The following is a 20672-nucleotide window of genomic DNA, read 5'->3' as shown; positions in this document are numbered from 1 at the left end:
CGCTAAAGACGGCGAGAGGAAGAATTCCAATGTCCAAGTCGAAATTCGAACGTACGGAGCCGCACGTGAACGTTGGCACGATCGGTCACGTGGACCACGGCAAGACGACGCTGACGGCGGCGCTGACGAAGGTCTGTTTCGAGACCTATCAGACCGGTGAGTCGCGTGCTTTCGACCAGATCGACAACGCGCCGGAAGAGAAGGCGCGCGGTATCACGATCGCGACCTCGCACGTGGAGTACGAGACGCCGAACCGTCACTACGCCCACGTGGACTGTCCTGGTCACGCGGACTATGTGAAGAACATGATCACGGGTGCGGCGCAGATGGATGGCGCGATTCTGGTGGTGTCGGCGGCGGACGGCCCGATGCCGCAGACGCGGGAGCACATTCTGCTGGCGCGTCAGGTGGGCGTGCCGAAGATCATCGTGTACCTGAACAAGGCGGACATGGTGGACGACGAGGAGCTTCTGGAGCTCGTCGAGATGGAGGTCCGGGAACTGCTGGACGCCTACGATTTCCCTGGCGATGACACGCCGCTGGTGATTGGTTCGGCGCTGAAGGCGCTGGAAGGTGACAAGTCGGATATCGGCGAGCCGTCGGTGGTGAAGCTGCTCGAGGCGCTGGACGATTATATTCCGGAGCCGGAGCGTGCGATCGACAAGCCTTTCCTGATGCCGATCGAGGACGTGTTCTCGATTTCGGGTCGTGGCACGGTGGTGACGGGTCGTGTGGAGCGCGGGATCATCAAGGTTGGTGAGGAAGTTGAGATTGTTGGTATCAAGGATACCGTCAAAACCACTTGTACCGGCGTTGAGATGTTCCGCAAGCTGCTGGACGAAGGTCGTGCTGGTGAGAACGTTGGCGTTCTGTTGCGTGGTACCAAGCGTGACGACGTTGAGCGTGGCCAGGTTCTCTGTAAGCCGGGTACAATCAAGCCGCACACCAAGTTCGAGTGCGAAGTGTACGTACTGAGCAAAGAAGAAGGTGGTCGTCATACCCCGTTCTTCAAGGGCTACCGTCCGCAGTTCTACTTCCGTACCACCGACGTAACCGGTTCTTGCGAGCTGCCGGAAGGTGTGGAAATGGTTATGCCGGGTGACAACGTCAAGATGAGTGTTACCCTGATTGCTCCGATCGCCATGGAAGATGGTCTGCGCTTCGCGATTCGTGAAGGTGGCCGTACCGTTGGTGCCGGCGTAGTCGCCAAGATCATCGAGTAATCTGCTCGTTTGATCAGGAAAAAGGGGCTGATTCTTCAGCCCCTTTTTCTGTTGCAGCCGTAAAGCTTGCCTGGCCCGGTCAATCAGCATTGCTGTTGACAGGGTTGGGTATTATGCATACAATGCGGCTCCTTTTTTTGAAGGTCGGCTAACTAGTAGCTGCTACGAGTGGAGTTTGGTGCATCATGCAAAGCCAAAAAATTCGAATCCGGTTGAAGGCGTTTGATTATCGCCTTATCGACCAGTCCACGCAGGAGATCGTCGATACCGCTAAGCGGACCGGCGCTCAGGTGCGTGGCCCTATCCCTCTGCCGACGCGGAAGGAAAAGTACACCGTATTGATCTCTCCGCACGTCAACAAGGACGCGCGCGATCAGTATGAAATTCGTACGCATAAGCGTTTGCTCGACATCGTTGAGCCGACGGAAAAGACAGTAGATGCTTTGATGAAACTGGACCTGGCAGCAGGTGTAGACGTTCAGATCAGCCTCGGCTAATACCGCCCGGTATTAGTCTGTGTAACTGTCATAAGGCCATAGAGGGTGAGAGCCCCGTACACTTAAGAGGTGAAACATGGCAATTGGTGTTGTCGGTCGTAAGGCCGGTATGACCCGTATTTTTACGGAAGATGGGCAGGCGCTGCCCGTAACGGTAATTGAGGTTGAGCCCAACCGCATTACCCAACTGAAAACTCTTGAAAGCGATGGCTACCGCGCCGTACAGGTGACTGTCGGTACTCGTCGCTCCTCTCGTGTTACCAAGAGTGAAGCGGGCCATTTTGCCAAGGCGGGCGTTGAAGCCGGTCGTGGCATGTGGGAATTCCGTCTCGCCGATGGCGAAGGTGAAGACCTGGCCGCCGGCAGTGAGATCACAGCTTCTGTATTCGAAGACGGTCAGGTGGTTGACGCCATCGGTCAGTCCAAGGGTAAGGGCTTCCAGGGCGGTGTTAAGCGCTGGAACTTCTCCATGCAGGATGCCACTCACGGTAACTCTCTGTCTCACCGTGCTCCGGGTTCCATTGGTCAGAACCAGACTCCGGGCAAGGTATTCAAGGGCAAAAAGATGGCGGGCCAGATGGGTAATGCTCAGGTGACTGTGCAGAACCTGAAAATTGTCCGTGTCGACGCCGAGCGCAACCTGCTGCTGGTGAGTGGTGCCGTTCCCGGCGCGACTGGCGGCGATGTTGTCATCAAGCCTGCAGTTAAAGCCTGAGGAGCGGTGCGATGGAATTGACTATTACAGGTAGCGGCAAGGGGATTTCTGTTTCCGACGCCGCGTTCGCCAAAGATTTTAACGAGTCGCTGGTTCACCAGGTTGTGACTGCCTACATGGCAGGCGCCCGCCAGGGTACCAAGGCTCAGAAAACACGTTCCGAAGTAAGCGGTGGCGGTAAGAAGCCATGGCGTCAGAAGGGCACTGGTCGTGCCCGTGCCGGTACTATCCGTAGTCCGATCTGGCGCGCCGGTGGCGTTACCTTTGCAGCCAAGCCTCGTGGCTTCGAGCAGAAGGTAAACCGCAAGATGTACCGCGCAGCGATGCGCTCCATTTTTTCCGAGCTGGTTCGCCAGGAGCGTCTGGTGGTTGTTGACGACATGAACGTTGACAGTCCGAAGACCAAGGCATTCAACGCCAAGCTGAAGGATATCGGTGTGACCAACGCGCTGATTCTGTCCGACAACGTCGAGCAGAACCTGCATCTGGCCTCGCGCAACATTCCGCACGTTGATGTGCGTGATATTGCCGGCCTGGATCCGGTTAGCCTGGTTGCCTTCGAGAAGGTCGTTGTGACCGTTCCCGCTCTGAAGAAGATCGAGGAGATGCTGGGATGAATCAGGAACGTATTTACAAGGTCCTGCTTGGGCCGCACGTATCGGAAAAAGCGTCTCTGGCGGCAGAGCGTGGTCAGGTAGTGTTTCGTGTTGCACCTGATGCCACCAAGCCCGAGATCAAGAAAGCCGTTGAGCAGCTGTTCAACGTCACCGTAGAAGGTGTTCAGGTTCTGAACCGTAAGGGTAAGCTCAAGCGCACTATCCGCGGGTTCGGCAAGCGTAATGACATTCGTAAGGCTTACGTAAAGCTGGCAGAAGGTCAGGACATCGATTTTCTGGATGTGGAATAAGGTAAAGGGGTCGTAATATGCCGATCGTCAAAACCAAACCAACATCTGCCGGACGCCGTCACGTTGTAAAGCTTTACAACCCGGATCTGCACACTGGGCGCCCATACGAGCCGTTGGTAGAAAGAAAGAACAAGACGGGTGGTCGTAACAACGTAGGCCGCATTACAACCCGTCATACGGGTGGTGGTCACAAGAAGCACTACCGTGTCATCGATTTTAAGCGGACCAAAGATGGTATCCCGGCGACTATTGAGCGCCTGGAATACGATCCGAACCGCTCTGCGCACATTGCACTGCTGAAGTATGCCGATGGCGAGCGTCGTTACATTATCGCTCCCAAAGGTATGCAGATTGGTGATCCTGTGCGCTCCGGTATCGACGCACCGATCAAGGTGGGCAGCACGTTGCCGCTCCGGAATATTCCGGTCGGTTCTGTTATCCACTGCGTCGAACTCAAGCCTGGCAAAGGTGCACAGCTGGCTCGCTCTGCGGGCGCATCCGTACAGCTGGTTGCACGGGAAGGTGCTTATGCCACCATCCGCCTGCGCTCAGGTGAAATGCGAAAGGTGCTTGTAGATTGTCGTGCAACGTTGGGTGAAGTATCCAACAGCGAGCACAGTCTCAAGCAGCTTGGTAAAGCGGGTGCATCACGTTGGCGCGGTAAACGTCCAACAGTACGTGGTGTTGCTATGAACCCAGTTGACCACCCACATGGTGGTGGTGAAGGGCGTACCTCTGGCGGGCGTCACCCGGTTACTCCGTGGGGTGTTCCGACCAAAGGGCATAAGACTCGTAAGAACAAGCGTACTGACAAGATGATAGTACGTCGTCGTTCGGCCAAGTAAACGACTACATAGAGGTAATTGCTGTGCCACGTTCTTTAAAGAAAGGTCCTTTTATAGACCTGCATCTGTTGAAGAAGGTCGAGGCAGCTCTGGAAGCTAATGACAAGCGGCCGATCAAAACCTGGTCGCGTCGGTCAACAGTTTTTCCGGAGATGGTAGGCCTGACCATTGCAGTCCACAACGGCAAGCAGCACGTGCCGGTTTATGTCACCGAAGATATGGTTGGGCATAAGCTGGGTGAGTTCGCGGCAACGCGTACTTATCGTGGTCATGCGGCCGACAAGAAAGCTAAACGCTGATTGTGAGGGAATAGAAATGGAAATAGCAGCCAAATATAAGGGCGCTAACCTCTCAGCTCAGAAAGCACGTCTTGTCGCTGACCAAGTACGCGGCAAAGCTGTTGAGGATGCCCTGAACATTCTGACTTTCAGCCCGAAGAAGGCGGCGGTCGTGATCAAGAAAGCTCTTGAGTCCGCCATTGCCAACGCTGAGCATAACGAAGGTCTGGACGTTGACGATCTGCGGGTTTCCACCGTGATGGTGGATGAGGGTCCGACGCTCAAGCGAATCAAAGCTCGAGCCAAGGGGCGCGCTGACCGTATTTTCAAGCGCACCTGCCATATCACCGTCAAGGTCGCCGACAAGTAGGAGATGCTCAGATGGGTCATAAAGTAAATCCAACCGGCATTCGCCTGGGTGTGATCAAAGAGCACAACTCAGTGTGGTATGCCGACAAAAAGGAATACTCCAGGAACCTGCTGAATGATATTCAGGTTCGTGAGTTCCTCGACAAGCGTCTGGTTAAGGCGTCTGTCAGCAAGATTGTGATCGAGCGCCCTGCTCAGAACGCCCGTATCACGATCCATACTGCCCGTCCCGGTATTGTTATCGGTAAGAAGGGTGAAGATGTTGATCGTCTGCGTCGCGAAGTCAGCGACATGATGGGTGTGCCTGTGCACATCAACATCGAAGAAGTCCGCAAGCCGGACCTCGATGCCCGCCTGGTAGCGCAAAACGTTGCCGGCCAGCTGGAGCGTCGTGTGATGTTCCGTCGCGCTATGAAGCGCGCGGTCCAGAACGCCATGCGCCAGGGTGCCAAGGGTATCAAGATTCAGGTTGGCGGTCGTCTCGGGGGTGCTGAAATCGCGCGTTCCGAGTGGTATCGCGAAGGTCGTGTTCCTCTGCACACACTGCGTGCAGATATTGATTACGCAACCTACGAAGCGCATACCACTTACGGCGTAATCGGCGTCAAGGTATGGATCTTCAAAGGTGAGATTCTTGGTGGTATGGAGCAGGTCCGTGCTGACAAGAAAGCCTCTGGGAAGAAAGGTTCTAAGTAAAGGGGCACTCTTATGCTGCAACCAAAACGCACCAAATTTCGCAAGGTAATGAAAGGCCGTAACACCGGTCTTGCTCACCGCGCCAACAAGGTGAGCTTCGGTGAATACGGATTGAAGGCTACGAGCCGTGGGCGTATAACTGCGCGCCAGATTGAGGCAGCGCGTCGTACCATGACTCGTCGCATCAAGCGGGGCGGTAAGATCTGGATCCGGGTGTTCCCGGACAAGCCGATCACCGGTAAGCCGCTTGAAGTTCGAATGGGTAAAGGTAAGGGTTCTGTCGAGTATTGGGTGGCTGAAATCCAGCCAGGCCGCATGCTCTACGAGATGGAAGGTGTTTCTGAGGAAATTGCTCGGGACGCATTCACTCTCGCCGCGGCCAAACTGCCGGTACAGACCACCTTTGTAACGAGGACGGTGATGTGATGAAAGCAATAGAGCTGCGTGAAAAGTCAGTCGAGGAGCTGAACAAAGAGCTGATCGACCTCCTGAAGGAGCAGTTCAACCTGCGCATGCGTAAGGCGACAGGTCAGCTGAATCAGTCTCACCTTCTCGGCAAGGTGAAGCGCGACATTGCTCGCGTGAAAACAGTATTGAACGAAAAGGCAGGACAGTGACATGACCGAAGCTACCCAAACTGCCAGAACTCTGAGCGGCAAGGTCGTGAGCAACAAGATGGAGAAATCCATCGTGGTGCTGGTCGAGCGTCAGGTGAAACACCCGCTGTACGGTAAGTACATGAAGCGTTCAACCAAGATCCATGCTCACGATGAGAGTAATCAGTGCAACATCGGTGACACTGTGACCATTCAGGAAACCCGTCCGGTCTCGAAGACCAAGAGCTGGGCCCTGGTGGAAGTTACCGAACGTGCATCCAAGGTGTAACGCCGGAGAACAACCATGATTCAGACTCAAACAATGCTTGAAGTCGCGGATAACAGCGGTGCGCGTCAGGTGATGTGCATCAAGGTCCTGGGCGGTTCACATCGGCGTTATGCCAGCGTAGGGGATATCATCAAGGTAACCGTCAAGGAAGCCATCCCCCGCGGTAAAGTGAAGAAAGGCCAGGTCCTGAAAGCTGTCGTGGTGCGCACCCGCAAGGGTGTTCGTCGTCCCGACGGTTCGCTGATCCGTTTCGACGGAAACGCGGCAGTACTTCTGAACAATCAGGACGCTCCTATTGGTACCCGTATCTTCGGACCGGTTACCCGTGAACTGCGTAATGAGAAGTTCATGAAAATTATCTCACTGGCACCCGAAGTACTTTAAAGGACCAGAGGCCGGTTATGAAAAAGATCAAACGAGATGACGAAGTAATCGTCACTACGGGGAAAGATAAAGGCAAACGTGGTAAAGTCCTGAAGGTTCAGGACGATGGCCGTATGGTTGTTTCCGGGATCAATATGATCAAGAAGCACACCAAGCCTAACCCGATGCTGGGCTCCCCAGGTGGCATCGTCGAAAAAGAAGCACCTATCCAGGCTTCCAACGTGGCTATTTTTAATCCGCAGACCGGCAAAGCCGATCGTGTAGGCTTCCAGATTAAGGAAGACGGCGCGAAAGTGCGGATCTTCAAGTCCACGAACGAAGCTGTCGATAACCAGTAAGCGGTGGTGGTTACGATGCTTAATATGAAAGAGCAGTACAGTCAGGAAGTGGTACCCGCCCTGCAGAAAGAGTTCAGCTACAAGAACATCATGCAGGTACCGCGTATCGAGAAGATCACCCTTAACATGGGTGTCGGCGAAGCCGTTGGCGATAAAAAGCTGATCGAGAACGCTGTTGCAGATCTGGAAAGGCTGGCCGGCCAGAAAGCCGTAGTCACCCTTGCCCGCAAGTCTGTAGCCGGTTTCAAGATCCGCGAAGGTTGGCCGATCGGTTGCAAGGTTACTCTGCGTGGTGAGCGCATGTGGGACTTTTTTGATCGTCTGGTGCACATTGCGGTTCCCCGCATTCGTGACTTCCGCGGTCTCAATCCCAAATCCTTCGACGGTCGCGGTAACTACAGCATGGGAGTGCGTGAGCAGATCATTTTCCCCGAGATCGAGTACGACAGAGTCGACAAGATCCGTGGTCTGGACATCACCATTACCACGACTGCCGGTACCGACGATGAAGGTCGCGAACTGTTGAAAGCGTTCGGCTTTCCGTTCAAGAAATAAGGAACGAGTGTAATGGCTAAGGTTTCCATGAAGAACCGTGAGTTCAAGCGCGAAGCGACCGTTGCGAAATTTGCAGCCAAGCGTGCTGAGCTCAAGGCGATTATCAAAAATCCGAATACCAGCGACGATGACCGTTGGGATGCACAGGTGAAGCTGCAGAAGCTGCCCCGTAATGCAAGCCCGTCGCGTCTTCGTAATCGTTGCCAGGTTACCGGTCGTCCTCATGGCGTTCTGCGCAAGTTCAAGCTTTCACGGATTAAATTACGTGAAGCAGGAATGCGTGGCGACGTTCCGGGTCTGACCAAAGCAAGCTGGTAAGACAGGTATCGGGCCGCAAGGCCGGGTGCCCGTTGGTAAGCGGTGCGGCGCACCGCTGCACAACTAAAAAGAGCAGGAGTCTCATACTGATGAGTATGCAAGATACGCTTGCGGATATGTTTACGCGTATTCGTAATGCCCAGATGGCACAGAAGGTCGATGTGGCCATGCCATCTTCAAAAATGAAGATCTCCGTAGCCCAGGTCCTGAAGGACGAGGGTTATGTAGCAGATTTTTCCGTTTCAGCTGATGCCAAGCCCCAGTTGACGATCAGCCTCAAGTATTTCGGTGGCAAGCCGGTGATTGAGGAGATCAAGCGGGCAAGTCGGCCGAGCCTGCGCCAGTACAGAGGTGCAGAGAAGCTGCCGAAGGTGTCCGGCGGTCTGGGAGTCGCGATCATTTCCACGTCCAAGGGCGTAATGACCGATCGCGCCGCACGTGCTGCCGGCGTGGGTGGCGAAGTCATCTGCACCGTATTTTAGGAGAACATTATGTCCAGGGTTGCCAATAATCCTGTCGTTCTGCCTTCCGGTGTTGAGGTCAAGCTGAACGGACAGGAAATCAATGTGAAGGGCTCCAAGGGAGCGCTCCAGATTACAATCCATCAGGTGGTTGAAGTGAAGCAGGAAGAAAACGTTCTGCGCTTTGCCGCCCGTGATGGCGCCAAACAGTCCCGCGCTCTTGCTGGTACGACCCGGGCACTGGTTAACAATATGGTGACCGGTGTATCGACTGGCTTCGAGCGCAAGCTCCAGTTGACGGGCGTTGGTTACCGTGCCCAGGCGCAGGGTAAGAAGCTCAATCTGACACTGGGTTTTTCTCACCCGGTCGAATATGAGCTGCCCGAGGGGATTACCGCAGAGACGCCGTCCAACACGGAAGTCGTCATTCGCGGTATCGACAAGCAACAGGTTGGCCAGGTCGCTGCTGAAGTTCGCTCGTTCCGTCCGCCCGAACCCTATAAGGGTAAAGGTGTTCGTTATGCGGATGAGCAGGTCAGACGCAAAGAAGCCAAGAAGAAATAAGGCGGGACTATGAGCGCGAATAACGAAAGATTGCGTCGCGCACGTAAAGTGCGCATGAAGATCCGTAGGCTGGGTACTGACCGTCTGTGCGTACACCGCACGCCGCGTCATATGTACGCCCAGGTTACGTCTGCAGACGGCAGCAAAGTCATTGCTGCTGCCTCCACGTTGGATAAGGACCTGCGCCAGGGTGCAACCGGTAACGTGGAAGCCGCAAAAAAGGTCGGTCAGCTGATTGCTGAGCGTGCCAAAGCGGCAGGAGTGGAGCAGGTCGCATTCGACCGTTCCGGTTACCGTTATCACGGTCGTGTTCAGGCTCTGGCCGACGCAGCCCGTGAAGCTGGCTTGCAATTCTAAGAGGTGGAGAAGATGAGCGTTAACGAACAGAAAGCGCCTGAGCTCCAGGAAAAGCTGGTCCAGGTCAATCGCGTTGCCAAGGTGGTCAAGGGTGGTCGTATTTTTGCATTCACCGCTCTGACAGTCGTCGGTGATGGCAAGGGTCGCGTTGGTTTCGGCCGTGGCAAGGCGCGTGAAGTGCCGGTTGCGATTCAGAAGGCAATGGAAGCCGCGCGTAAGAACATGGTTGACATTCCGCTGGACGGAAACACACTGCAGTACGCGGTAAAGGCTCAGCATGGAGGCTCGAAGGTCTACATGCAGCCTGCATCTGAAGGTACCGGTATCATTGCCGGTGGCGCCATGCGCGCCGTGCTGGAAGTTGCCGGGGTGCAGAACGTGCTGTCCAAGTGTTACGGGTCAACCAACCCGGTGAACGTGGTACGTTCCACCATCAAGGGTCTCCAGGCAACGCAGGCGCCTGAAGATATTGCAGCCAAGCGCGGTAAATCCGTGGAAGAGATTCTGGGTTGAAGTCATGGCGAACGCAAAAATGATTAAAGTAACTCTGACCCGCAGCCCGATCGGCTGCCAGCCCAAGCACAAATTGTGTGTGAAGGGCCTGGGTCTTCGCAAAATCGGTCATACCGTGGAACTGGAGGACACTCCTTCCATCCGTGGCATGATCAACCGGGTTAACTACCTGGTTCAGGTAGAGGAGAACTAGGATGCGTCTGAACGAACTTAGTCCGGAACCTGGTTCACGCCCGGCCGCAAGGCGCGTCGGTCGTGGTATTGGTAGCGGTCTTGGCAAAACCGGCGGTCGTGGTCACAAGGGTCTGAAGGCACGGTCGGGTGGCAGTGTGGCGCCAGGTTTTGAAGGCGGTCAGCAGCCCCTGGCCCGGCGTCTGCCGAAATTCGGTTTTACATCGCGCCAACAGCGTTATGTCGCCGAGATCCGTCTCAACGAACTGGCGAAAGTCGACGGTGATATTGCCGACCTTGAAGCCCTGAAAAAAGCAGACATTGTTCGCGACGAGATTCGTGAAGCAAAGGTCATTCTGTCCGGCGAACTGAGCCGGGCAGTGACTGTCAAGGGTCTGAAAGTGACCAGAGGCGCACGCGAGGCTATCACTGCCGCGGGCGGTAAAGTCGAAGACTAGAGTAAGTCGAGGACTAAATGGCCAAGACAGCATCAACGCCCCCGGGCGGGGGAAAAGGACTGGCAGAGCTGCGTTCGCGGCTGTGGTTTGTCTTCCTGGCACTGTTGGTGTACCGGATCGGTGCGCATATTCCGGTCCCGGGTATCAATCCTGACCGCCTGGCAGCGCTGTTCGAGCAGAACCAGGGCACAATCCTGAGCATGTTCAACATGTTTTCCGGTGGTGCGCTTGAGCGCATGAGTATCTTTGCGCTGGGGATCATGCCGTACATCTCGGCCTCAATCATCATGCAGCTCATGACGGCGGTGAATCCAACGCTTGAGCAATTGAAGAAAGAGGGCGAGGCCGGGCGCAGGAAAATCAGCCAGTACACGCGATACGGCACCGTTCTTCTTGCCCTTGTGCAGGGTACGGGTATCTCCGTGGGGCTCGCCTCACAGGGCGTTACGTTCAATGACACCTTTGCCTTCCACTTCGTGGCAGTGGTCTCATTCGTCAGTGGTGCTGTGTTCATGATGTGGCTGGGTGAGCAGATCACCGAGCGCGGCGTCGGCAATGGCATCTCGCTGTTGATTTTCGCCGGTATCGTGGCGGGCTTGCCCGGCGCCATAGGCCAGACCCTGGTGCAGGCGCGAAATGGTGAAATGAGCCTGTTGCTGGTGCTGGGTATTGGCATACTGGCGGTGGCAGTCATTGGCTTCGTGGTATTCATGGAGCGTGGCCAGCGCCGACTCACGATCAATTACGCCAAAAGGCAGCAGGGTCGCCGGGTGTTTGCGCAGCAGTCCAGCCACCTGCCACTGAAAGTGAATATGGCCGGGGTCATCCCGCCTATTTTTGCCTCATCGATTCTGCTGTTCCCGGCGTCACTGGGTCAGTGGTTCGGTCAGGGCGAAGGTATGGAGTGGCTGAGCGATGTGTCGCAGGCCCTGGCTCCGAGTCAGCCGCTGTACATCATTCTGTTTGCTGCAGCAGTGGTATTCTTCTGCTTCTTCTATACAGCCCTGATGTATAACCCGAAGGAAGTGGCGGATAATCTCAAGCGCTCAGGCGCCTTTATACCGGGCATTCGACCGGGCGATCAGACCGCCAAATACATCGATGGCGTGCTGACCCGCCTGACCCTGTTCGGGGCAATGTACATCGCAGCAGTATCCCTGTTTCCACAGTTTCTGATGGTTGCAGGAAATGTGCCCTTCTATCTGGGCGGCACGTCACTGCTGATTGTTGTAGTCGTGGTGATGGATTTCATGGCTCAGGTGCAGTCTCACCTGATGTCTCATCAATATGATTCGTTGATGAAGAAGTCCAATCTCAAGGGCTATGGTCGGAACTGACAACAGTTCCCCTTGAAAACTGGAGTCGACAATGAAAGTACGCGCTTCGGTAAAGAAAATTTGCCGTAACTGCAAAGTAATTCGTCGCAATGGCTCGGTAAGAGTCATTTGCTCGGAGCCTCGCCACAAGCAGCGCCAGGGTTGATCCGTAGGGATTCAGAACTGACATTGCAAAAAGGGGTACGAATAATAGCGCTTGACCTCGCATGGGGTCAGGCGCTATTATTTCGCGCCCTTTTACAGTGGCGGAAAATTCACACAGCAAAGCTTTGAACGCGGAGTAATTTGGATGGCACGTATAGCCGGTGTCAATATACCCGATCACAAACATGCTGTTATCTCTCTGACTTACATTTTTGGAGTCGGAAAGACATCAGCCCAGAAGGTTTGCGAAGCAACCGGCGTCAAGCCGGACGTCAAGGTCAAAGACCTTTCCGACGAGCAGCTCGAATCACTTCGTACCGAAGTGGGAAAGCTGGCCGTCGAAGGCGATCTGCGTCGTGAACTTCAGATGAACATCAAGCGTTTGAAGGATCTCGGATGTCATCGTGGTCTGCGTCATCGTCATGGACTGCCGGTCCGTGGCCAGCGCACAAAGACAAACGCACGCACCCGTAAAGGTCCTCGCAAACCGATTCGTAAGTAACAGGTAGGCAAACATGGCAAAGCCAGGTACACGTACCCGTAAAAAGGTGAAAAAAACGGTTGTTGATGGCGTCGCGCACATTCACGCGTCCTTCAACAACACGATCGTGACCATTTCCGACCGTCAGGGCAATGTATTGTCCTGGGCCACTTCCGGTGGTTCCGGTTTTCGCGGGTCACGCAAGAGCACACCTTTTGCTGCGCAGGTAGCAGCTGAAAGAGCCGGTAATGCGGCTGCTGAATACGGCCTTAAAAACCTGGACGTAGAGGTTAAAGGTCCGGGCCCCGGACGTGAATCCGCTGTGCGCGCGCTGAATGGCTGCGGGTACAAGATCACGAACATCACCGACGTGACACCGATTCCCCATAACGGTTGTCGTCCGCCCAAAAAGCGCCGCGTCTAACACAGGAGACAGTGAAATATGGCTCGTTATATAGGCCCGAAGTGCAAGCTGTCTCGTCGTGAAGGGACAGATCTTTTTCTGAAGAGCGGTGTTCGCGCGCTTGATTCAAAGTGCAACATCGAGACTCCGCCGGGTATGCACGGCGCGCGTCGCGGTCGTCTGTCCGAATATGGCGTACAGCTTCGTGAAAAACAGAAAGTCCGTCGTATGTACGGCGTACTGGAAAAGCAGTTCCGCAACTATTACAAAGAGGCCGCTCGTGGCAAAGGTGCAACCGGTGAAAACCTGCTGCAGCTGCTGGAAGGCCGTCTTGATAACGTTGTATATCGCATGGGGTTTGGTTCAACCCGTGCCGAGTCCCGTCAGCTCGTTTCGCACAAGTCGATTCTGGTAAACGATAAGGTTGTCAATATTGCATCCTATCAGGTCAGGCCAGGTGACATTGTAAGCGTACGTGAGAAGGCCAGAAACCAGCTCCGCGTGAAAGGCGCCCTGGATCTGTCTTCGAGCCGCTCACCGGTGAGCTGGGTAGAGGTCGACGCCAGCAAGATGTCCGGCGTTTACAGCTCGGTGCCAGAGCGCACAGAGCTGCCGGCCGACATCAATGAGAACCTCATCGTCGAGCTTTACTCCAAGTAAAGCCTGATTTGCAACGTAAGTAGCAACGATAGCAATTAGGGGCGTCTATGCAGCGTTCAGTACATGAGTTATTGACACCTCGTACCATTGACGTGAAAGAGTCAAGTGCCATGCGTGCCAAGGTGACGCTGGAGCCTCTCGAGAGAGGCTTCGGCCATACCCTGGGAAGCGCACTGCGCCGTATTCTTTTGTCTTCAATGCCGGGTTGTGCGATCACCGAAGCACAGATTGACGGTGTTCTGCACGAATACAGCGCTATTGAGGGTGTCCAGGAGGACGTCATCGAGATTCTGCTGAATCTCAAAGGTGTCGCCATCAAGATGGGCAGCCGTGATGAAGTTGAGGTCAAGCTCGACAAGAAGGGCCCGGGTGTTGTCACCGCTGGCGACATTACGCTGGATCACGATGTTGAGGTAACCAACCCGGAACACGTCATCTGCCATCTGAGTGCCAAGGGCGAGTTGAACATGCGTCTGAAGGTCGCTCGTGGTCGCGGCTATGAGCCTGCAGACCAGCGTGGTCTGGATGAGGATGAAACCCGCGCCATTGGACGCCTGCAACTGGATGCGACTTTCAGTCCGGTCCGTCGGGTTGCCTATGCCGTGGAAAGTGCACGGGTAGAGCAGCGCACGGACCTCGACAAGCTGGTTATTGATCTGGAAACCAATGGCACGATCGATCCGGAAGAAGCTATTCGCCGGGCGGCTACCATTCTCCAGCAGCAACTGGCCGTTTTTGTTGATTTCGATCACGAGAAAGAGCCGGAGCGCGTTGAGGAAGAGGAAGAAATCGATCCGATTCTGCTGCGTCCGGTAGATGATCTGGAATTGACAGTCCGTTCAGCAAATTGCCTGAAGGCTGAGAACATTTACTACATCGGCGATCTGATTCAGCGCACAGAAGTTGAGCTGCTGAAGACGCCTAACCTTGGTAAGAAGTCGCTGACCGAGATCAAGGACGTGCTGGCTTCACGCGGTTTGTCCCTGGGTATGCGTCTTGATAACTGGCCACCGGCCAGCCTTCGTGGCGACGACCGGGTACTGGGCGGTTAATCGCCGATTGGTTTAAGGTAAGGAATTAGAGCAATGCGTCATCGTAAGAGTGGTCGTAAGTTCAGCAGGACCAGTGCGCATCGTAAAGCCATGTTCCGTAACATGACTTCGTCACTGGTTGAACATGAGCTGATCAAAACTACTTTGCCCAAGGCGAAAGAGCTTCGCCGGGTTGCAGAGCCTTTGATCACGCTTTCCAAGAATGATTCGGTTGCAAATCGTCGACTGGCGTTCTCACGCCTGCGTGACGATGCTGCTGTCGCCAAGCTGTTTAATGAGCTTGGTCCACGGTTCAGTGAGCGGCCGGGTGGATATCTCCGTATCCTGAAGTGCGGTTTCCGTGCCGGTGACAACGCGCCAATGGCGTACGTCGAGGTGATCGGCCGTCCGCTGGATGTGGAAATTGAAGAAGTCGAGGAAGGCGAAGAGTAAATTTCGCCGGAATCAAAAAAACCGGAGGTTGAGGCCTCCGGTTTTTTTGTGTCTGCGGCTTTATTTTATCAGCAGCGGCTTCAGATAACGGCCGGTATGGGAATCGCTGTTTTGCGCTATGTCTTCCGGTGTTCCCTCTGCAATGATCCTGCCCCCGCCTGAGCCGCCTTCAGGGCCGAGATCCACGATCCAGTCAGCGGTTTTTATGACATCCAGGTTGTGTTCGATCACAATCACGGTATTGCCATGGTCACGCAGTCGTTGCAAGACGTTCAGTAACTGCTGTATGTCGTAGAAATGAAGGCCGGTCGTTGGTTCATCCAGAATGTAGAGGGTCTTGCCGGTGTCCCGTTTTGACAGCTCCTTGGCGAGCTTAACCCGCTGGGCTTCGCCGCCGGACAGGGTGACCGCGCTCTGCCCCAGGCGAATATAGGAAAGTCCCACATCCATCAGGGTCTGTAATTTTCTCGCCAGAAACGGCACCGGATCGAAAAACTCACGCGCCTCTTCAACGGTCATTTCCAGTACCTCGTGAATGTTCCTGCCCTTGTACCGGACCTCAAGGGTTTCACGGTTATACCGTCTGGCCTTGCAGACGTCACAGGGCACGTACACGTCCGGCAGAAAGTGCATTTCCACCTTGATCATGCCGTCACCCTGACAGGCTTCGCAGCGCCCGCCCTTGACGTTAAACGAAAAACGCCCCGGCTTATAACCACGGGATCGCGCCTCCTGGGTACCGGCAAAAAGCTCACGGATCGGTGTGAACAGGCCGGTGTAGGTCGCGGGATTCGATCTTGGGGTGCGACCAATCGGGCTCTGATCGATGTCGATCACCTTGTCCAGATGTTCCAGCCCCCGCAGCGACTCATAGGGTGCGTGGCTGAGACTGGTTGCCTTGTTCAGGCGGGCTGCACACACAGGATAGAGCGTGGCATTGATCAGGGTTGATTTACCGGAACCGGAAACGCCGGTCACACAGGTCATGACACCCAGCGGCAGGGTGAGCGAAACAGCCTGCAGGTTGTTACCGGTAGCGCCTGTCATTACCAGCTGTTTGCCGTTGCCTTTTTCGCGCCGGGCGGGGATGGCAATTTCCTTGCGACCACTCAGATACTGGCCGGTCAGCGAATTCTCGTTTGCAATGATGTCTGCCGGGGCTCCCTGGGCGATAATATGGCCACCGTGCACACCGGCCCCCGGTCCGATATCGATGACATGGTCGGCGGCACGAATGGCGTCTTCATCATGTTCAACCACGATGACAGTATTGCCCAGATCACGAAGATGGGTGAGCGTTGCCAGCAGTCTGTCGTTGTCACGCTGGTGCAGGCCGATGGAGGGCTCATCGAGGATATACATCACCCCGACCAGTCCGGCGCCGATCTGGCTGGCCAGCCGGATACGCTGGGCCTCTCCGCCGGACAGGGTGTCAGCGCTTCGTTCCAGGGTCAGGTACTCAAGACCGACGTTGACCAGAAACTGCAGCCGCAGCCGTACCTCTTTCAGGATCTTTTCCGCGATTTCGCCCTTGCGCCCCGGCAGTGCCAGTGACTGAAAGTAGTCATGGGCTTCGCCAACCGGCAGATGGGTTACATCGGATATGTTGTTCTGCTCGATAAATACATGGCGGGCACTCTGGCGCAGACGTGAGCCATGACAGGTTTTACACCATTGCTGGCTGAGGTGGCGGGCCAGTTCTTCCCGCATGCTCTGGGAGTCGGTTTCCCGATACCGGCGCTCAAGGTTTGGCAGTATGCCCTCAAACGGGTGAGCCTTTTCCATGATATGGCCGCGGGAATTGACGTATCGAAAAGGCACCTGCTCATCCGTGCCGTGAAGCAGGATCTCGCGAAAATCCCCGGGGAGGTCAGCCCAGGGAGTGTCCATGTCAATATTGAAGTGGTCAGCCACGCTCGCCAGCATCTGGAAATAATAAACGGCGCGCCGGTCCCAGCCCTTGATCGCGCCCTCTGCCAGGGTCGCTTCCGGGTGCTGGACAATTTTCTCCGGGTCGAAAAACTGCTTCACGCCCAGACCGTCGCAGGTAGGGCAGGCACCGGCGGGGCTGTTGAATGAAAACAGCTTGGGCTCAAGCTCACTGAGCGCATAGCCGCACTGGGTGCAGGCGTAGCGGGCGGAAAAGATTTGCTCCTCGCCCTCGCCGGTGTTGCTATCCATGGGCGCAACCAGAGCAATGCCCTCAGCAAGGCCGAGCGAGGTTTCAAAGCTTTCCGCCAGTCGTTGCTCAAGGCCGGCTTTGACCTTGAAGCGGTCGACAACCACATCAATCTGGTGCTTGCGTTTTTTGTCCAGGACCGGCACATCGTCAATGTCGTACACCTTGCCGTCGACCCTCAGGCGGATAAAGCCCTGGCTTTTCATAGTGTCGATCACCTGCTGATGCTCGCCTTTACGGTCCCGGATGACGGGCGCCAGAATCATCAGTTTGCTGCCTTCGGGCATGGCCAGAACCTGATCCACCATCTGGCTGACGGTCTGGGCCTCCAGTGGCTGGCCATGGTCCGGGCATCTCGGTTCGCCGGCTCTTGCGAACAGAAGTCTCAGGTAGTCGTAAATCTCAGTAATGGTGCCCACGGTGGAGCGGGGATTGTGGGACGTGCTTTTCTGTTCGATGGAAATGGCCGGTGACAGGCCTTCGATATGGTCGACGTCCGGCTTTTCCATCATCGACAGGAACTGCCTTGCGTAAGTCGACAGTGACTCAACGTATCGCCGCTGGCCCTCGGCATAGAGTGTATCAAACGCCAGGGACGACTTTCCGGATCCGGACAGCCCGGTAACCACGATCAGCCTGTCTCTCGGCATATCCAGGTCAATGTTCTTCAGGTTGTGGGTTCGGGCCCCTCTGATCTGGATATGATCCATAACTCTCCTCGGTTGAAAAAAACAACAAGTATACCGTGTTTGAGCCGCTCGCGGCTAAAGCCCGGGCAGCGCAGGCAATGGCGGAACTGCCCCGCAGGCGATGCTTCTGATATAATCTGGCGCGAAATAACGCACCTGTAACTCCCATAACTTTCAGGAAGGCAAGCCATGAATGCTCTGGAAAGGCGCGCGGTAGCAGCACTGGCATCGGTCTACGCCATGCGTATGCTCGGCCTTTTCATGGTATTACCGGTTTTTGTCCTGCTCGGTGACGACCTCGAAGGTGCAACACCGGCGCTGATTGGCCTGGCCATCGGCATTTACGGGCTGGGGCAGGCGCTGCTCCAGATTCCTTTTGGCATGCTGTCGGACCGGTTTGGCCGTAAACGCATGATCTACATCGGCCTTGTGCTGTTTGCGATGGGCAGCCTGCTGGCTGCATCTGCGGAATCCATATACGTTGTAATTGCGGGTCGGATTCTTCAGGGGGCAGGAGCCATTGCAAGTGTGTTGATGGCATTGCTCAGCGATCTGACCCGGGAGGAAGAACGCACCAAGGCAATGGCCACGGTGGGAGTTTCGATAGGACTCTCGTTTTCGTTGTCTCTGGTTGCCGGCCCCATACTCGGCGCCGTATTCGGTCTGGCGGGTATATTCTATGTCACGGCCGGACTGGCACTCGTTGCTATGGTCATCGTTGCCTGGCTGGTGCCCACCCCCCATCAGCAGACCCTGAGCGCGGACAGTCAGCCGGCGCGGAAGATGCTGGTGAAAGTGCTCGCTGACCGGCGTCTTCTCAGGCTTGATTTTGGTATTTTCGCATTGCACCTGGTCCTGACCGCCGTCTTCCTGATATTCCCCACCCTGCTGCAGGACCAGTTCGGGCTGCCCTCGGCTTCCCACTGGTGGTTTTATCTTACGGTCATGGTGACCTCGTTCTTTGCAATGATTCCGTTCATTATCATCGGCGAGAAAAAACGCCGGATGAAACCGGTTCTGTGTGGGGCCATTGTGATGCTTACACTGAGCACCGCCGCCATCGGCTATATTCCTCCGGCGTTGACCATGGCCTGGGCGGTTCTGTTTTTCTTTTTCATGGCCTTCAACCTGCTTGAGGCCAGCCTGCCTTCCCTGGTGAGCAAGGAGTCACCGGCCGCCGCCAAGGGTACGGCGATGGGGGTTTATTCCACATCACAGTTTTCCGGCGCCTTTCTGGGCGGCGCGCTGGGAGGTATTATGTTGCAGCAAGCCGGATTGCAGGGCGTTATCTGGCTGATGGTGGGCGTGCTTCTGCTGTGGCTGCTGGTGGCTCTGAGCATGCCGGCCCCGGGTTACACCACAAGTTTCGTGGTACAGTTACGGCACGAAGCCCGGGCCCGGTTCGGTGAAATTGATCAAAGCCTGCGGCAACTGCCCGGCGTGCAGGATGTTGTTATTGTTGAAGAGGCGGATACCGCCTACCTGAAAGTGGACCGGCGTCAGTTTGATGCAATGCAGCTTGCGGACTTTTCGTTTGTAAGGCCGGTAAACGAAACCTGAACTGGGGTGGCTGGAAGGGAAACAGGCCACTGTTGATGCACAATAAGGAGCAGACCATGGCAAGAGGCGTAAACAAGGTTATTCTGATCGGTAACCTGGGGCAGGATCCTGACACTCGTTACACTCCCAACGGAAACGCAGTAGTCAATCTTAACCTGGCCACTGATGAAAGCTACAAGGATCGGCAGACCGGTCAACTGGTCCCCAAGACCGAATGGCACCGCATTGTGATGTTTGGCAAGCTTGCCGAAATTGCAGGTCAGTACCTGCGCAAAGGCTCAAAAGTCTATATCGAAGGCAAGCTGCAGACGCGCAAATGGCAGAACAAGGAAGGCCAGGACGTTTACACCACCGAAGTAGTGGTGGATATCAACGGCCAGATGCAGATGCTCGACAGTCGCGGCGGTGACGGTGGTGGTGCGAGCCAGGGTGCTCCCGCGGGACGTCCTCAGCAGTCGAACCCGGCGCCCGCGCAGAATCAGCAGCCGCAACAGCCGTCCCAGGGCAGCATGCCCGAACCGATTGATGATTTTGACGACGATATTCCGTTTTAGTGCTGACCAGGCAGCAGGATACGTGAGCCGTTAAACCTGCTGCCGGACACCAGAAATCAGCAAGGGAGAGCATGCGGTGTGACTGATCCGACGGACACCGGCAGGCAGCTGAACGACGGCGGGCCAGATACCCATGGCGCCGTCCCGGTTTCCCTCCCACCAATAAAAACGGACACGGCTGCGGTACTGGGGCTGATCCGTGCACCTTTCCTGTTATTGGCACCGATCTGTGTCGCGCTGGGTTGGGCAAGCGCCGATCTCGCTGGCGGAGCTTTGCAACCCTATACTCTGATGCTGGTGCTGATCGGTGCCTTGAGTGCCCATGTCGCCGTAAATGCGCTGAATGAATTCGATGATTTCAAAAGCGGTCTTGATTTTCACACGCCCCGGACCGCATTCAGTGGCGGCAGCGGAACACTTCCCGCCAGACCCGAACTTGCCCCCTGGGCCCGCCGGATCGGCCTGGGCGCTCTGCTGATAACAATTGTGTCAGGGCTGCTGTTGACTCCGAAAGCCGGTTACGGGCTGATACCACTCGGGGCGCTGGGAGTGTTAATTATCTATACCTATACCAGGTGGATTAACCGGTACCCGTGGCTGTGTCTGATCGCACCCGGTTTGGGGTTTGGAGTGCTGTTCATAGTCGG

At 55.6% G+C, this 20672-nt stretch carries 32 protein-coding genes and 1 pseudogene; 32 read left to right on the top strand and 1 reads right to left on the bottom strand.

All coding sequences use genetic code 11. The features are described 5' to 3' along the window. Window positions 1-29: 29 nt before the first annotated feature. The 29 genes from tuf to rplQ all read left to right on the top strand — a co-directional run bounded on the left by tuf (window position 30) and on the right by rplQ (window position 15043). Window positions 30-1223, top strand: coding sequence for an elongation factor Tu (tuf, locus tag VJ956_RS10550; protein WP_324084619.1), 1194 nt, complete (start codon window positions 30-32; stop codon window positions 1221-1223). 185 nt (window positions 1224-1408) lie between these two features. Then, window positions 1409-1720, top strand: coding sequence for a 30S ribosomal protein S10 (rpsJ, locus tag VJ956_RS10545; RefSeq protein WP_004580743.1), 312 nt, complete (start codon window positions 1409-1411; stop codon window positions 1718-1720). A 76-nt stretch (window positions 1721-1796) separates the two neighbouring features. Continuing rightward, window positions 1797-2435, top strand: a complete 639-nt coding sequence (gene rplC / locus VJ956_RS10540) for a 50S ribosomal protein L3 (protein ID WP_148607561.1) — start codon at window positions 1797-1799, stop codon at window positions 2433-2435. A gap of 11 nt (window positions 2436-2446) precedes the next feature. Then, window positions 2447-3052 (top strand): 50S ribosomal protein L4, encoded by a 606-nt coding sequence (gene rplD, locus VJ956_RS10535; RefSeq protein WP_064230340.1) that lies wholly within the window; start codon window positions 2447-2449, stop codon window positions 3050-3052. Further along, window positions 3049-3342, top strand: a complete 294-nt coding sequence (gene rplW, locus VJ956_RS10530) for a 50S ribosomal protein L23 (protein ID WP_008174862.1) — start codon at window positions 3049-3051, stop codon at window positions 3340-3342. The genes rplD and rplW overlap by 4 nt, the downstream gene beginning before the upstream one ends. Before the next feature lie 17 nt (window positions 3343-3359). Next, the gene (gene rplB, locus VJ956_RS10525; RefSeq protein WP_008174864.1) at window positions 3360-4187 is read left to right on the top strand and encodes a 50S ribosomal protein L2; all 828 of its coding nucleotides are present in this window, start codon (window positions 3360-3362) and stop codon (window positions 4185-4187) included. Window positions 4188-4210: 23 nt separating this feature from the next. Beyond that, window positions 4211-4486: a 30S ribosomal protein S19 gene (gene rpsS / locus VJ956_RS10520; RefSeq protein WP_007154011.1), complete on the top strand. Its 276-nt coding sequence runs from the start codon at window positions 4211-4213 to the stop codon at window positions 4484-4486. A 16-nt stretch (window positions 4487-4502) separates the two neighbouring features. Continuing rightward, on the top strand, window positions 4503-4835 hold the full coding sequence (rplV, locus tag VJ956_RS10515; RefSeq protein WP_324084595.1) for a 50S ribosomal protein L22: 333 nt from the start codon (window positions 4503-4505) through the stop codon (window positions 4833-4835). An 11-nt stretch (window positions 4836-4846) separates the two neighbouring features. After that, window positions 4847-5530: a 30S ribosomal protein S3 gene (gene rpsC / locus VJ956_RS10510; RefSeq protein WP_064230338.1), complete on the top strand. Its 684-nt coding sequence runs from the start codon at window positions 4847-4849 to the stop codon at window positions 5528-5530. A 12-nt stretch (window positions 5531-5542) separates the two neighbouring features. Next, the gene (gene rplP, locus VJ956_RS10505; RefSeq protein ID WP_008174875.1) at window positions 5543-5956 is read left to right on the top strand and encodes a 50S ribosomal protein L16; all 414 of its coding nucleotides are present in this window, start codon (window positions 5543-5545) and stop codon (window positions 5954-5956) included. Then, window positions 5956-6147 carry a 50S ribosomal protein L29 gene (rpmC, locus tag VJ956_RS10500; RefSeq protein ID WP_104322381.1) on the top strand — a complete coding sequence of 64 codons (192 nt, stop codon included), beginning with the start codon at window positions 5956-5958 and terminating at the stop codon, window positions 6145-6147. Before rplP ends, rpmC begins: the two co-directional genes overlap by 1 nt. A 1-nt stretch (window position 6148) precedes the next feature. Then, window positions 6149-6415: a 30S ribosomal protein S17 gene (gene rpsQ / locus VJ956_RS10495; RefSeq protein ID WP_008174879.1), complete on the top strand. Its 267-nt coding sequence runs from the start codon at window positions 6149-6151 to the stop codon at window positions 6413-6415. A 15-nt stretch (window positions 6416-6430) separates the two neighbouring features. Further along, window positions 6431-6799, top strand: coding sequence for a 50S ribosomal protein L14 (rplN, locus tag VJ956_RS10490; RefSeq protein ID WP_007154005.1), 369 nt, complete (start codon window positions 6431-6433; stop codon window positions 6797-6799). A gap of 17 nt (window positions 6800-6816) precedes the next feature. After that, the gene (gene rplX, locus VJ956_RS10485) at window positions 6817-7137 is read left to right on the top strand and encodes a 50S ribosomal protein L24 (protein WP_008174881.1); all 321 of its coding nucleotides are present in this window, start codon (window positions 6817-6819) and stop codon (window positions 7135-7137) included. A gap of 15 nt (window positions 7138-7152) precedes the next feature. Then, on the top strand, window positions 7153-7692 hold the full coding sequence (rplE, locus tag VJ956_RS10480; protein WP_135804366.1) for a 50S ribosomal protein L5: 540 nt from the start codon (window positions 7153-7155) through the stop codon (window positions 7690-7692). Between the two features lie 12 nt (window positions 7693-7704). After that, a complete protein-coding gene (gene rpsN / locus VJ956_RS10475) occupies window positions 7705-8010 on the top strand; it encodes a 30S ribosomal protein S14 (protein WP_135804365.1) in 306 nt (101 codons plus the stop codon). A gap of 89 nt (window positions 8011-8099) precedes the next feature. Beyond that, window positions 8100-8492: a 30S ribosomal protein S8 gene (rpsH, locus tag VJ956_RS10470; protein ID WP_324084572.1), complete on the top strand. Its 393-nt coding sequence runs from the start codon at window positions 8100-8102 to the stop codon at window positions 8490-8492. Window positions 8493-8501: 9 nt separating this feature from the next. Then, window positions 8502-9035: a 50S ribosomal protein L6 gene (rplF, locus tag VJ956_RS10465; protein WP_324084570.1), complete on the top strand. Its 534-nt coding sequence runs from the start codon at window positions 8502-8504 to the stop codon at window positions 9033-9035. 9 nt (window positions 9036-9044) lie between these two features. After that, the gene (rplR, locus tag VJ956_RS10460) at window positions 9045-9392 is read left to right on the top strand and encodes a 50S ribosomal protein L18 (protein WP_324084568.1); all 348 of its coding nucleotides are present in this window, start codon (window positions 9045-9047) and stop codon (window positions 9390-9392) included. A 12-nt stretch (window positions 9393-9404) separates the two neighbouring features. Continuing rightward, window positions 9405-9905 carry a 30S ribosomal protein S5 gene (gene rpsE, locus VJ956_RS10455; RefSeq protein ID WP_007153998.1) on the top strand — a complete coding sequence of 167 codons (501 nt, stop codon included), beginning with the start codon at window positions 9405-9407 and terminating at the stop codon, window positions 9903-9905. 4 nt (window positions 9906-9909) lie between these two features. Continuing rightward, on the top strand, window positions 9910-10098 hold the full coding sequence (gene rpmD / locus VJ956_RS10450) for a 50S ribosomal protein L30 (protein WP_324084558.1): 189 nt from the start codon (window positions 9910-9912) through the stop codon (window positions 10096-10098). Between the two features lies 1 nt (window position 10099). Then, the gene (gene rplO / locus VJ956_RS10445) at window positions 10100-10534 is read left to right on the top strand and encodes a 50S ribosomal protein L15 (protein ID WP_324084556.1); all 435 of its coding nucleotides are present in this window, start codon (window positions 10100-10102) and stop codon (window positions 10532-10534) included. A gap of 17 nt (window positions 10535-10551) precedes the next feature. After that, a complete protein-coding gene (gene secY / locus VJ956_RS10440) occupies window positions 10552-11871 on the top strand; it encodes a preprotein translocase subunit SecY (RefSeq protein WP_324084554.1) in 1320 nt (439 codons plus the stop codon). A gap of 31 nt (window positions 11872-11902) precedes the next feature. Then, on the top strand, window positions 11903-12016 hold the full coding sequence (rpmJ, locus tag VJ956_RS10435; RefSeq protein WP_008174902.1) for a 50S ribosomal protein L36: 114 nt from the start codon (window positions 11903-11905) through the stop codon (window positions 12014-12016). A gap of 144 nt (window positions 12017-12160) precedes the next feature. Then, on the top strand, window positions 12161-12517 hold the full coding sequence (gene rpsM, locus VJ956_RS10430) for a 30S ribosomal protein S13 (RefSeq protein ID WP_324084536.1): 357 nt from the start codon (window positions 12161-12163) through the stop codon (window positions 12515-12517). Window positions 12518-12530: 13 nt separating this feature from the next. Next, a complete protein-coding gene (gene rpsK / locus VJ956_RS10425) occupies window positions 12531-12920 on the top strand; it encodes a 30S ribosomal protein S11 (RefSeq protein WP_004580767.1) in 390 nt (129 codons plus the stop codon). Between the two features lie 18 nt (window positions 12921-12938). Beyond that, entirely contained in the window at window positions 12939-13559 is a 621-nt protein-coding gene (gene rpsD, locus VJ956_RS10420; RefSeq protein WP_324084525.1) for a 30S ribosomal protein S4, read from the top strand. A 47-nt stretch (window positions 13560-13606) separates the two neighbouring features. Continuing rightward, window positions 13607-14611 (top strand): DNA-directed RNA polymerase subunit alpha, encoded by a 1005-nt coding sequence (locus VJ956_RS10415; protein ID WP_324084523.1) that lies wholly within the window; start codon window positions 13607-13609, stop codon window positions 14609-14611. A 33-nt stretch (window positions 14612-14644) separates the two neighbouring features. Beyond that, window positions 14645-15043 carry a 50S ribosomal protein L17 gene (gene rplQ / locus VJ956_RS10410; RefSeq protein ID WP_324084521.1) on the top strand — a complete coding sequence of 133 codons (399 nt, stop codon included), beginning with the start codon at window positions 14645-14647 and terminating at the stop codon, window positions 15041-15043. A 60-nt stretch (window positions 15044-15103) separates the two neighbouring features. Here the strand turns inward: rplQ and uvrA are convergent, their stop codons facing one another. Further along, on the bottom strand, window positions 15104-17932 hold the full coding sequence (uvrA, locus tag VJ956_RS10405; protein ID WP_324084519.1) for an excinuclease ABC subunit UvrA: 2829 nt from the start codon (window positions 17930-17932) through the stop codon (window positions 15104-15106). Window positions 17933-18100: 168 nt separating this feature from the next. On the opposite strand from uvrA, the gene VJ956_RS10400 reads away from it, so the two are divergent. From VJ956_RS10400 to VJ956_RS10390, 3 genes and pseudogenes are all read left to right on the top strand, one after another. Next, window positions 18101-19471 (top strand): MFS transporter, encoded by a 1371-nt coding sequence (locus tag VJ956_RS10400; RefSeq protein ID WP_324084517.1) that lies wholly within the window; start codon window positions 18101-18103, stop codon window positions 19469-19471. A 56-nt stretch (window positions 19472-19527) separates the two neighbouring features. Continuing rightward, window positions 19528-20025 carry a single-stranded DNA-binding protein gene (gene ssb / locus VJ956_RS10395; RefSeq protein WP_324084515.1) on the top strand — a complete coding sequence of 166 codons (498 nt, stop codon included), beginning with the start codon at window positions 19528-19530 and terminating at the stop codon, window positions 20023-20025. Between the two features lie 78 nt (window positions 20026-20103). Beyond that, window positions 20104-20672: pseudogene (locus VJ956_RS10390) on the top strand (prenyltransferase); the annotation flags it as partial.

This window comes from Marinobacter sp. (genome assembly GCF_035268745.1).
Taxonomy (GTDB): domain Bacteria; phylum Pseudomonadota; class Gammaproteobacteria; order Pseudomonadales; family Oleiphilaceae; genus Marinobacter.
This window is presented reverse-complemented; position numbering and strand designations above follow the sequence as displayed.

Excerpts from the sequence above, each read along its gene's own strand:
- tuf (WP_324084619.1), top strand. The coding sequence starts at position 30 with ATGTCCAAGTCGAAATTCGAACGTACGGAGCCGCACGTGAACGTTGGC.
- rpsJ (WP_004580743.1), top strand. The coding sequence starts at position 1,409 with ATGCAAAGCCAAAAAATTCGAATCCGGTTGAAGGCGTTTGATTATCGC.
- rplC (WP_148607561.1), top strand. The coding sequence starts at position 1,797 with ATGGCAATTGGTGTTGTCGGTCGTAAGGCCGGTATGACCCGTATTTTT.
- rplD (WP_064230340.1), top strand. The coding sequence starts at position 2,447 with ATGGAATTGACTATTACAGGTAGCGGCAAGGGGATTTCTGTTTCCGAC.
- rplW (WP_008174862.1), top strand. The coding sequence starts at position 3,049 with ATGAATCAGGAACGTATTTACAAGGTCCTGCTTGGGCCGCACGTATCG.
- rplB (WP_008174864.1), top strand. The coding sequence starts at position 3,360 with ATGCCGATCGTCAAAACCAAACCAACATCTGCCGGACGCCGTCACGTT.
- rplV (WP_324084595.1), top strand. The coding sequence starts at position 4,503 with ATGGAAATAGCAGCCAAATATAAGGGCGCTAACCTCTCAGCTCAGAAA.
- rpsC (WP_064230338.1), top strand. The coding sequence starts at position 4,847 with ATGGGTCATAAAGTAAATCCAACCGGCATTCGCCTGGGTGTGATCAAA.
- rplP (WP_008174875.1), top strand. The coding sequence starts at position 5,543 with ATGCTGCAACCAAAACGCACCAAATTTCGCAAGGTAATGAAAGGCCGT.
- rpmC (WP_104322381.1), top strand. The coding sequence starts at position 5,956 with ATGAAAGCAATAGAGCTGCGTGAAAAGTCAGTCGAGGAGCTGAACAAA.
- rpsQ (WP_008174879.1), top strand. The coding sequence starts at position 6,149 with ATGACCGAAGCTACCCAAACTGCCAGAACTCTGAGCGGCAAGGTCGTG.
- rplN (WP_007154005.1), top strand. The coding sequence starts at position 6,431 with ATGATTCAGACTCAAACAATGCTTGAAGTCGCGGATAACAGCGGTGCG.
- rplX (WP_008174881.1), top strand. The coding sequence starts at position 6,817 with ATGAAAAAGATCAAACGAGATGACGAAGTAATCGTCACTACGGGGAAA.
- rplE (WP_135804366.1), top strand. The coding sequence starts at position 7,153 with ATGCTTAATATGAAAGAGCAGTACAGTCAGGAAGTGGTACCCGCCCTG.
- rpsN (WP_135804365.1), top strand. The coding sequence starts at position 7,705 with ATGGCTAAGGTTTCCATGAAGAACCGTGAGTTCAAGCGCGAAGCGACC.
- rpsH (WP_324084572.1), top strand. The coding sequence starts at position 8,100 with ATGAGTATGCAAGATACGCTTGCGGATATGTTTACGCGTATTCGTAAT.
- rplF (WP_324084570.1), top strand. The coding sequence starts at position 8,502 with ATGTCCAGGGTTGCCAATAATCCTGTCGTTCTGCCTTCCGGTGTTGAG.
- rplR (WP_324084568.1), top strand. The coding sequence starts at position 9,045 with ATGAGCGCGAATAACGAAAGATTGCGTCGCGCACGTAAAGTGCGCATG.
- rpsE (WP_007153998.1), top strand. The coding sequence starts at position 9,405 with ATGAGCGTTAACGAACAGAAAGCGCCTGAGCTCCAGGAAAAGCTGGTC.
- rpmD (WP_324084558.1), top strand. The coding sequence starts at position 9,910 with ATGGCGAACGCAAAAATGATTAAAGTAACTCTGACCCGCAGCCCGATC.
- rplO (WP_324084556.1), top strand. The coding sequence starts at position 10,100 with ATGCGTCTGAACGAACTTAGTCCGGAACCTGGTTCACGCCCGGCCGCA.
- secY (WP_324084554.1), top strand. The coding sequence starts at position 10,552 with ATGGCCAAGACAGCATCAACGCCCCCGGGCGGGGGAAAAGGACTGGCA.
- rpmJ (WP_008174902.1), top strand. The coding sequence starts at position 11,903 with ATGAAAGTACGCGCTTCGGTAAAGAAAATTTGCCGTAACTGCAAAGTA.
- rpsM (WP_324084536.1), top strand. The coding sequence starts at position 12,161 with ATGGCACGTATAGCCGGTGTCAATATACCCGATCACAAACATGCTGTT.
- rpsK (WP_004580767.1), top strand. The coding sequence starts at position 12,531 with ATGGCAAAGCCAGGTACACGTACCCGTAAAAAGGTGAAAAAAACGGTT.
- rpsD (WP_324084525.1), top strand. The coding sequence starts at position 12,939 with ATGGCTCGTTATATAGGCCCGAAGTGCAAGCTGTCTCGTCGTGAAGGG.
- VJ956_RS10415 (WP_324084523.1), top strand. The coding sequence starts at position 13,607 with ATGCAGCGTTCAGTACATGAGTTATTGACACCTCGTACCATTGACGTG.
- rplQ (WP_324084521.1), top strand. The coding sequence starts at position 14,645 with ATGCGTCATCGTAAGAGTGGTCGTAAGTTCAGCAGGACCAGTGCGCAT.
- uvrA (WP_324084519.1), bottom strand. The coding sequence starts at position 17,932 with ATGGATCATATCCAGATCAGAGGGGCCCGAACCCACAACCTGAAGAAC.
- VJ956_RS10400 (WP_324084517.1), top strand. The coding sequence starts at position 18,101 with ATGAATGCTCTGGAAAGGCGCGCGGTAGCAGCACTGGCATCGGTCTAC.
- ssb (WP_324084515.1), top strand. The coding sequence starts at position 19,528 with ATGGCAAGAGGCGTAAACAAGGTTATTCTGATCGGTAACCTGGGGCAG.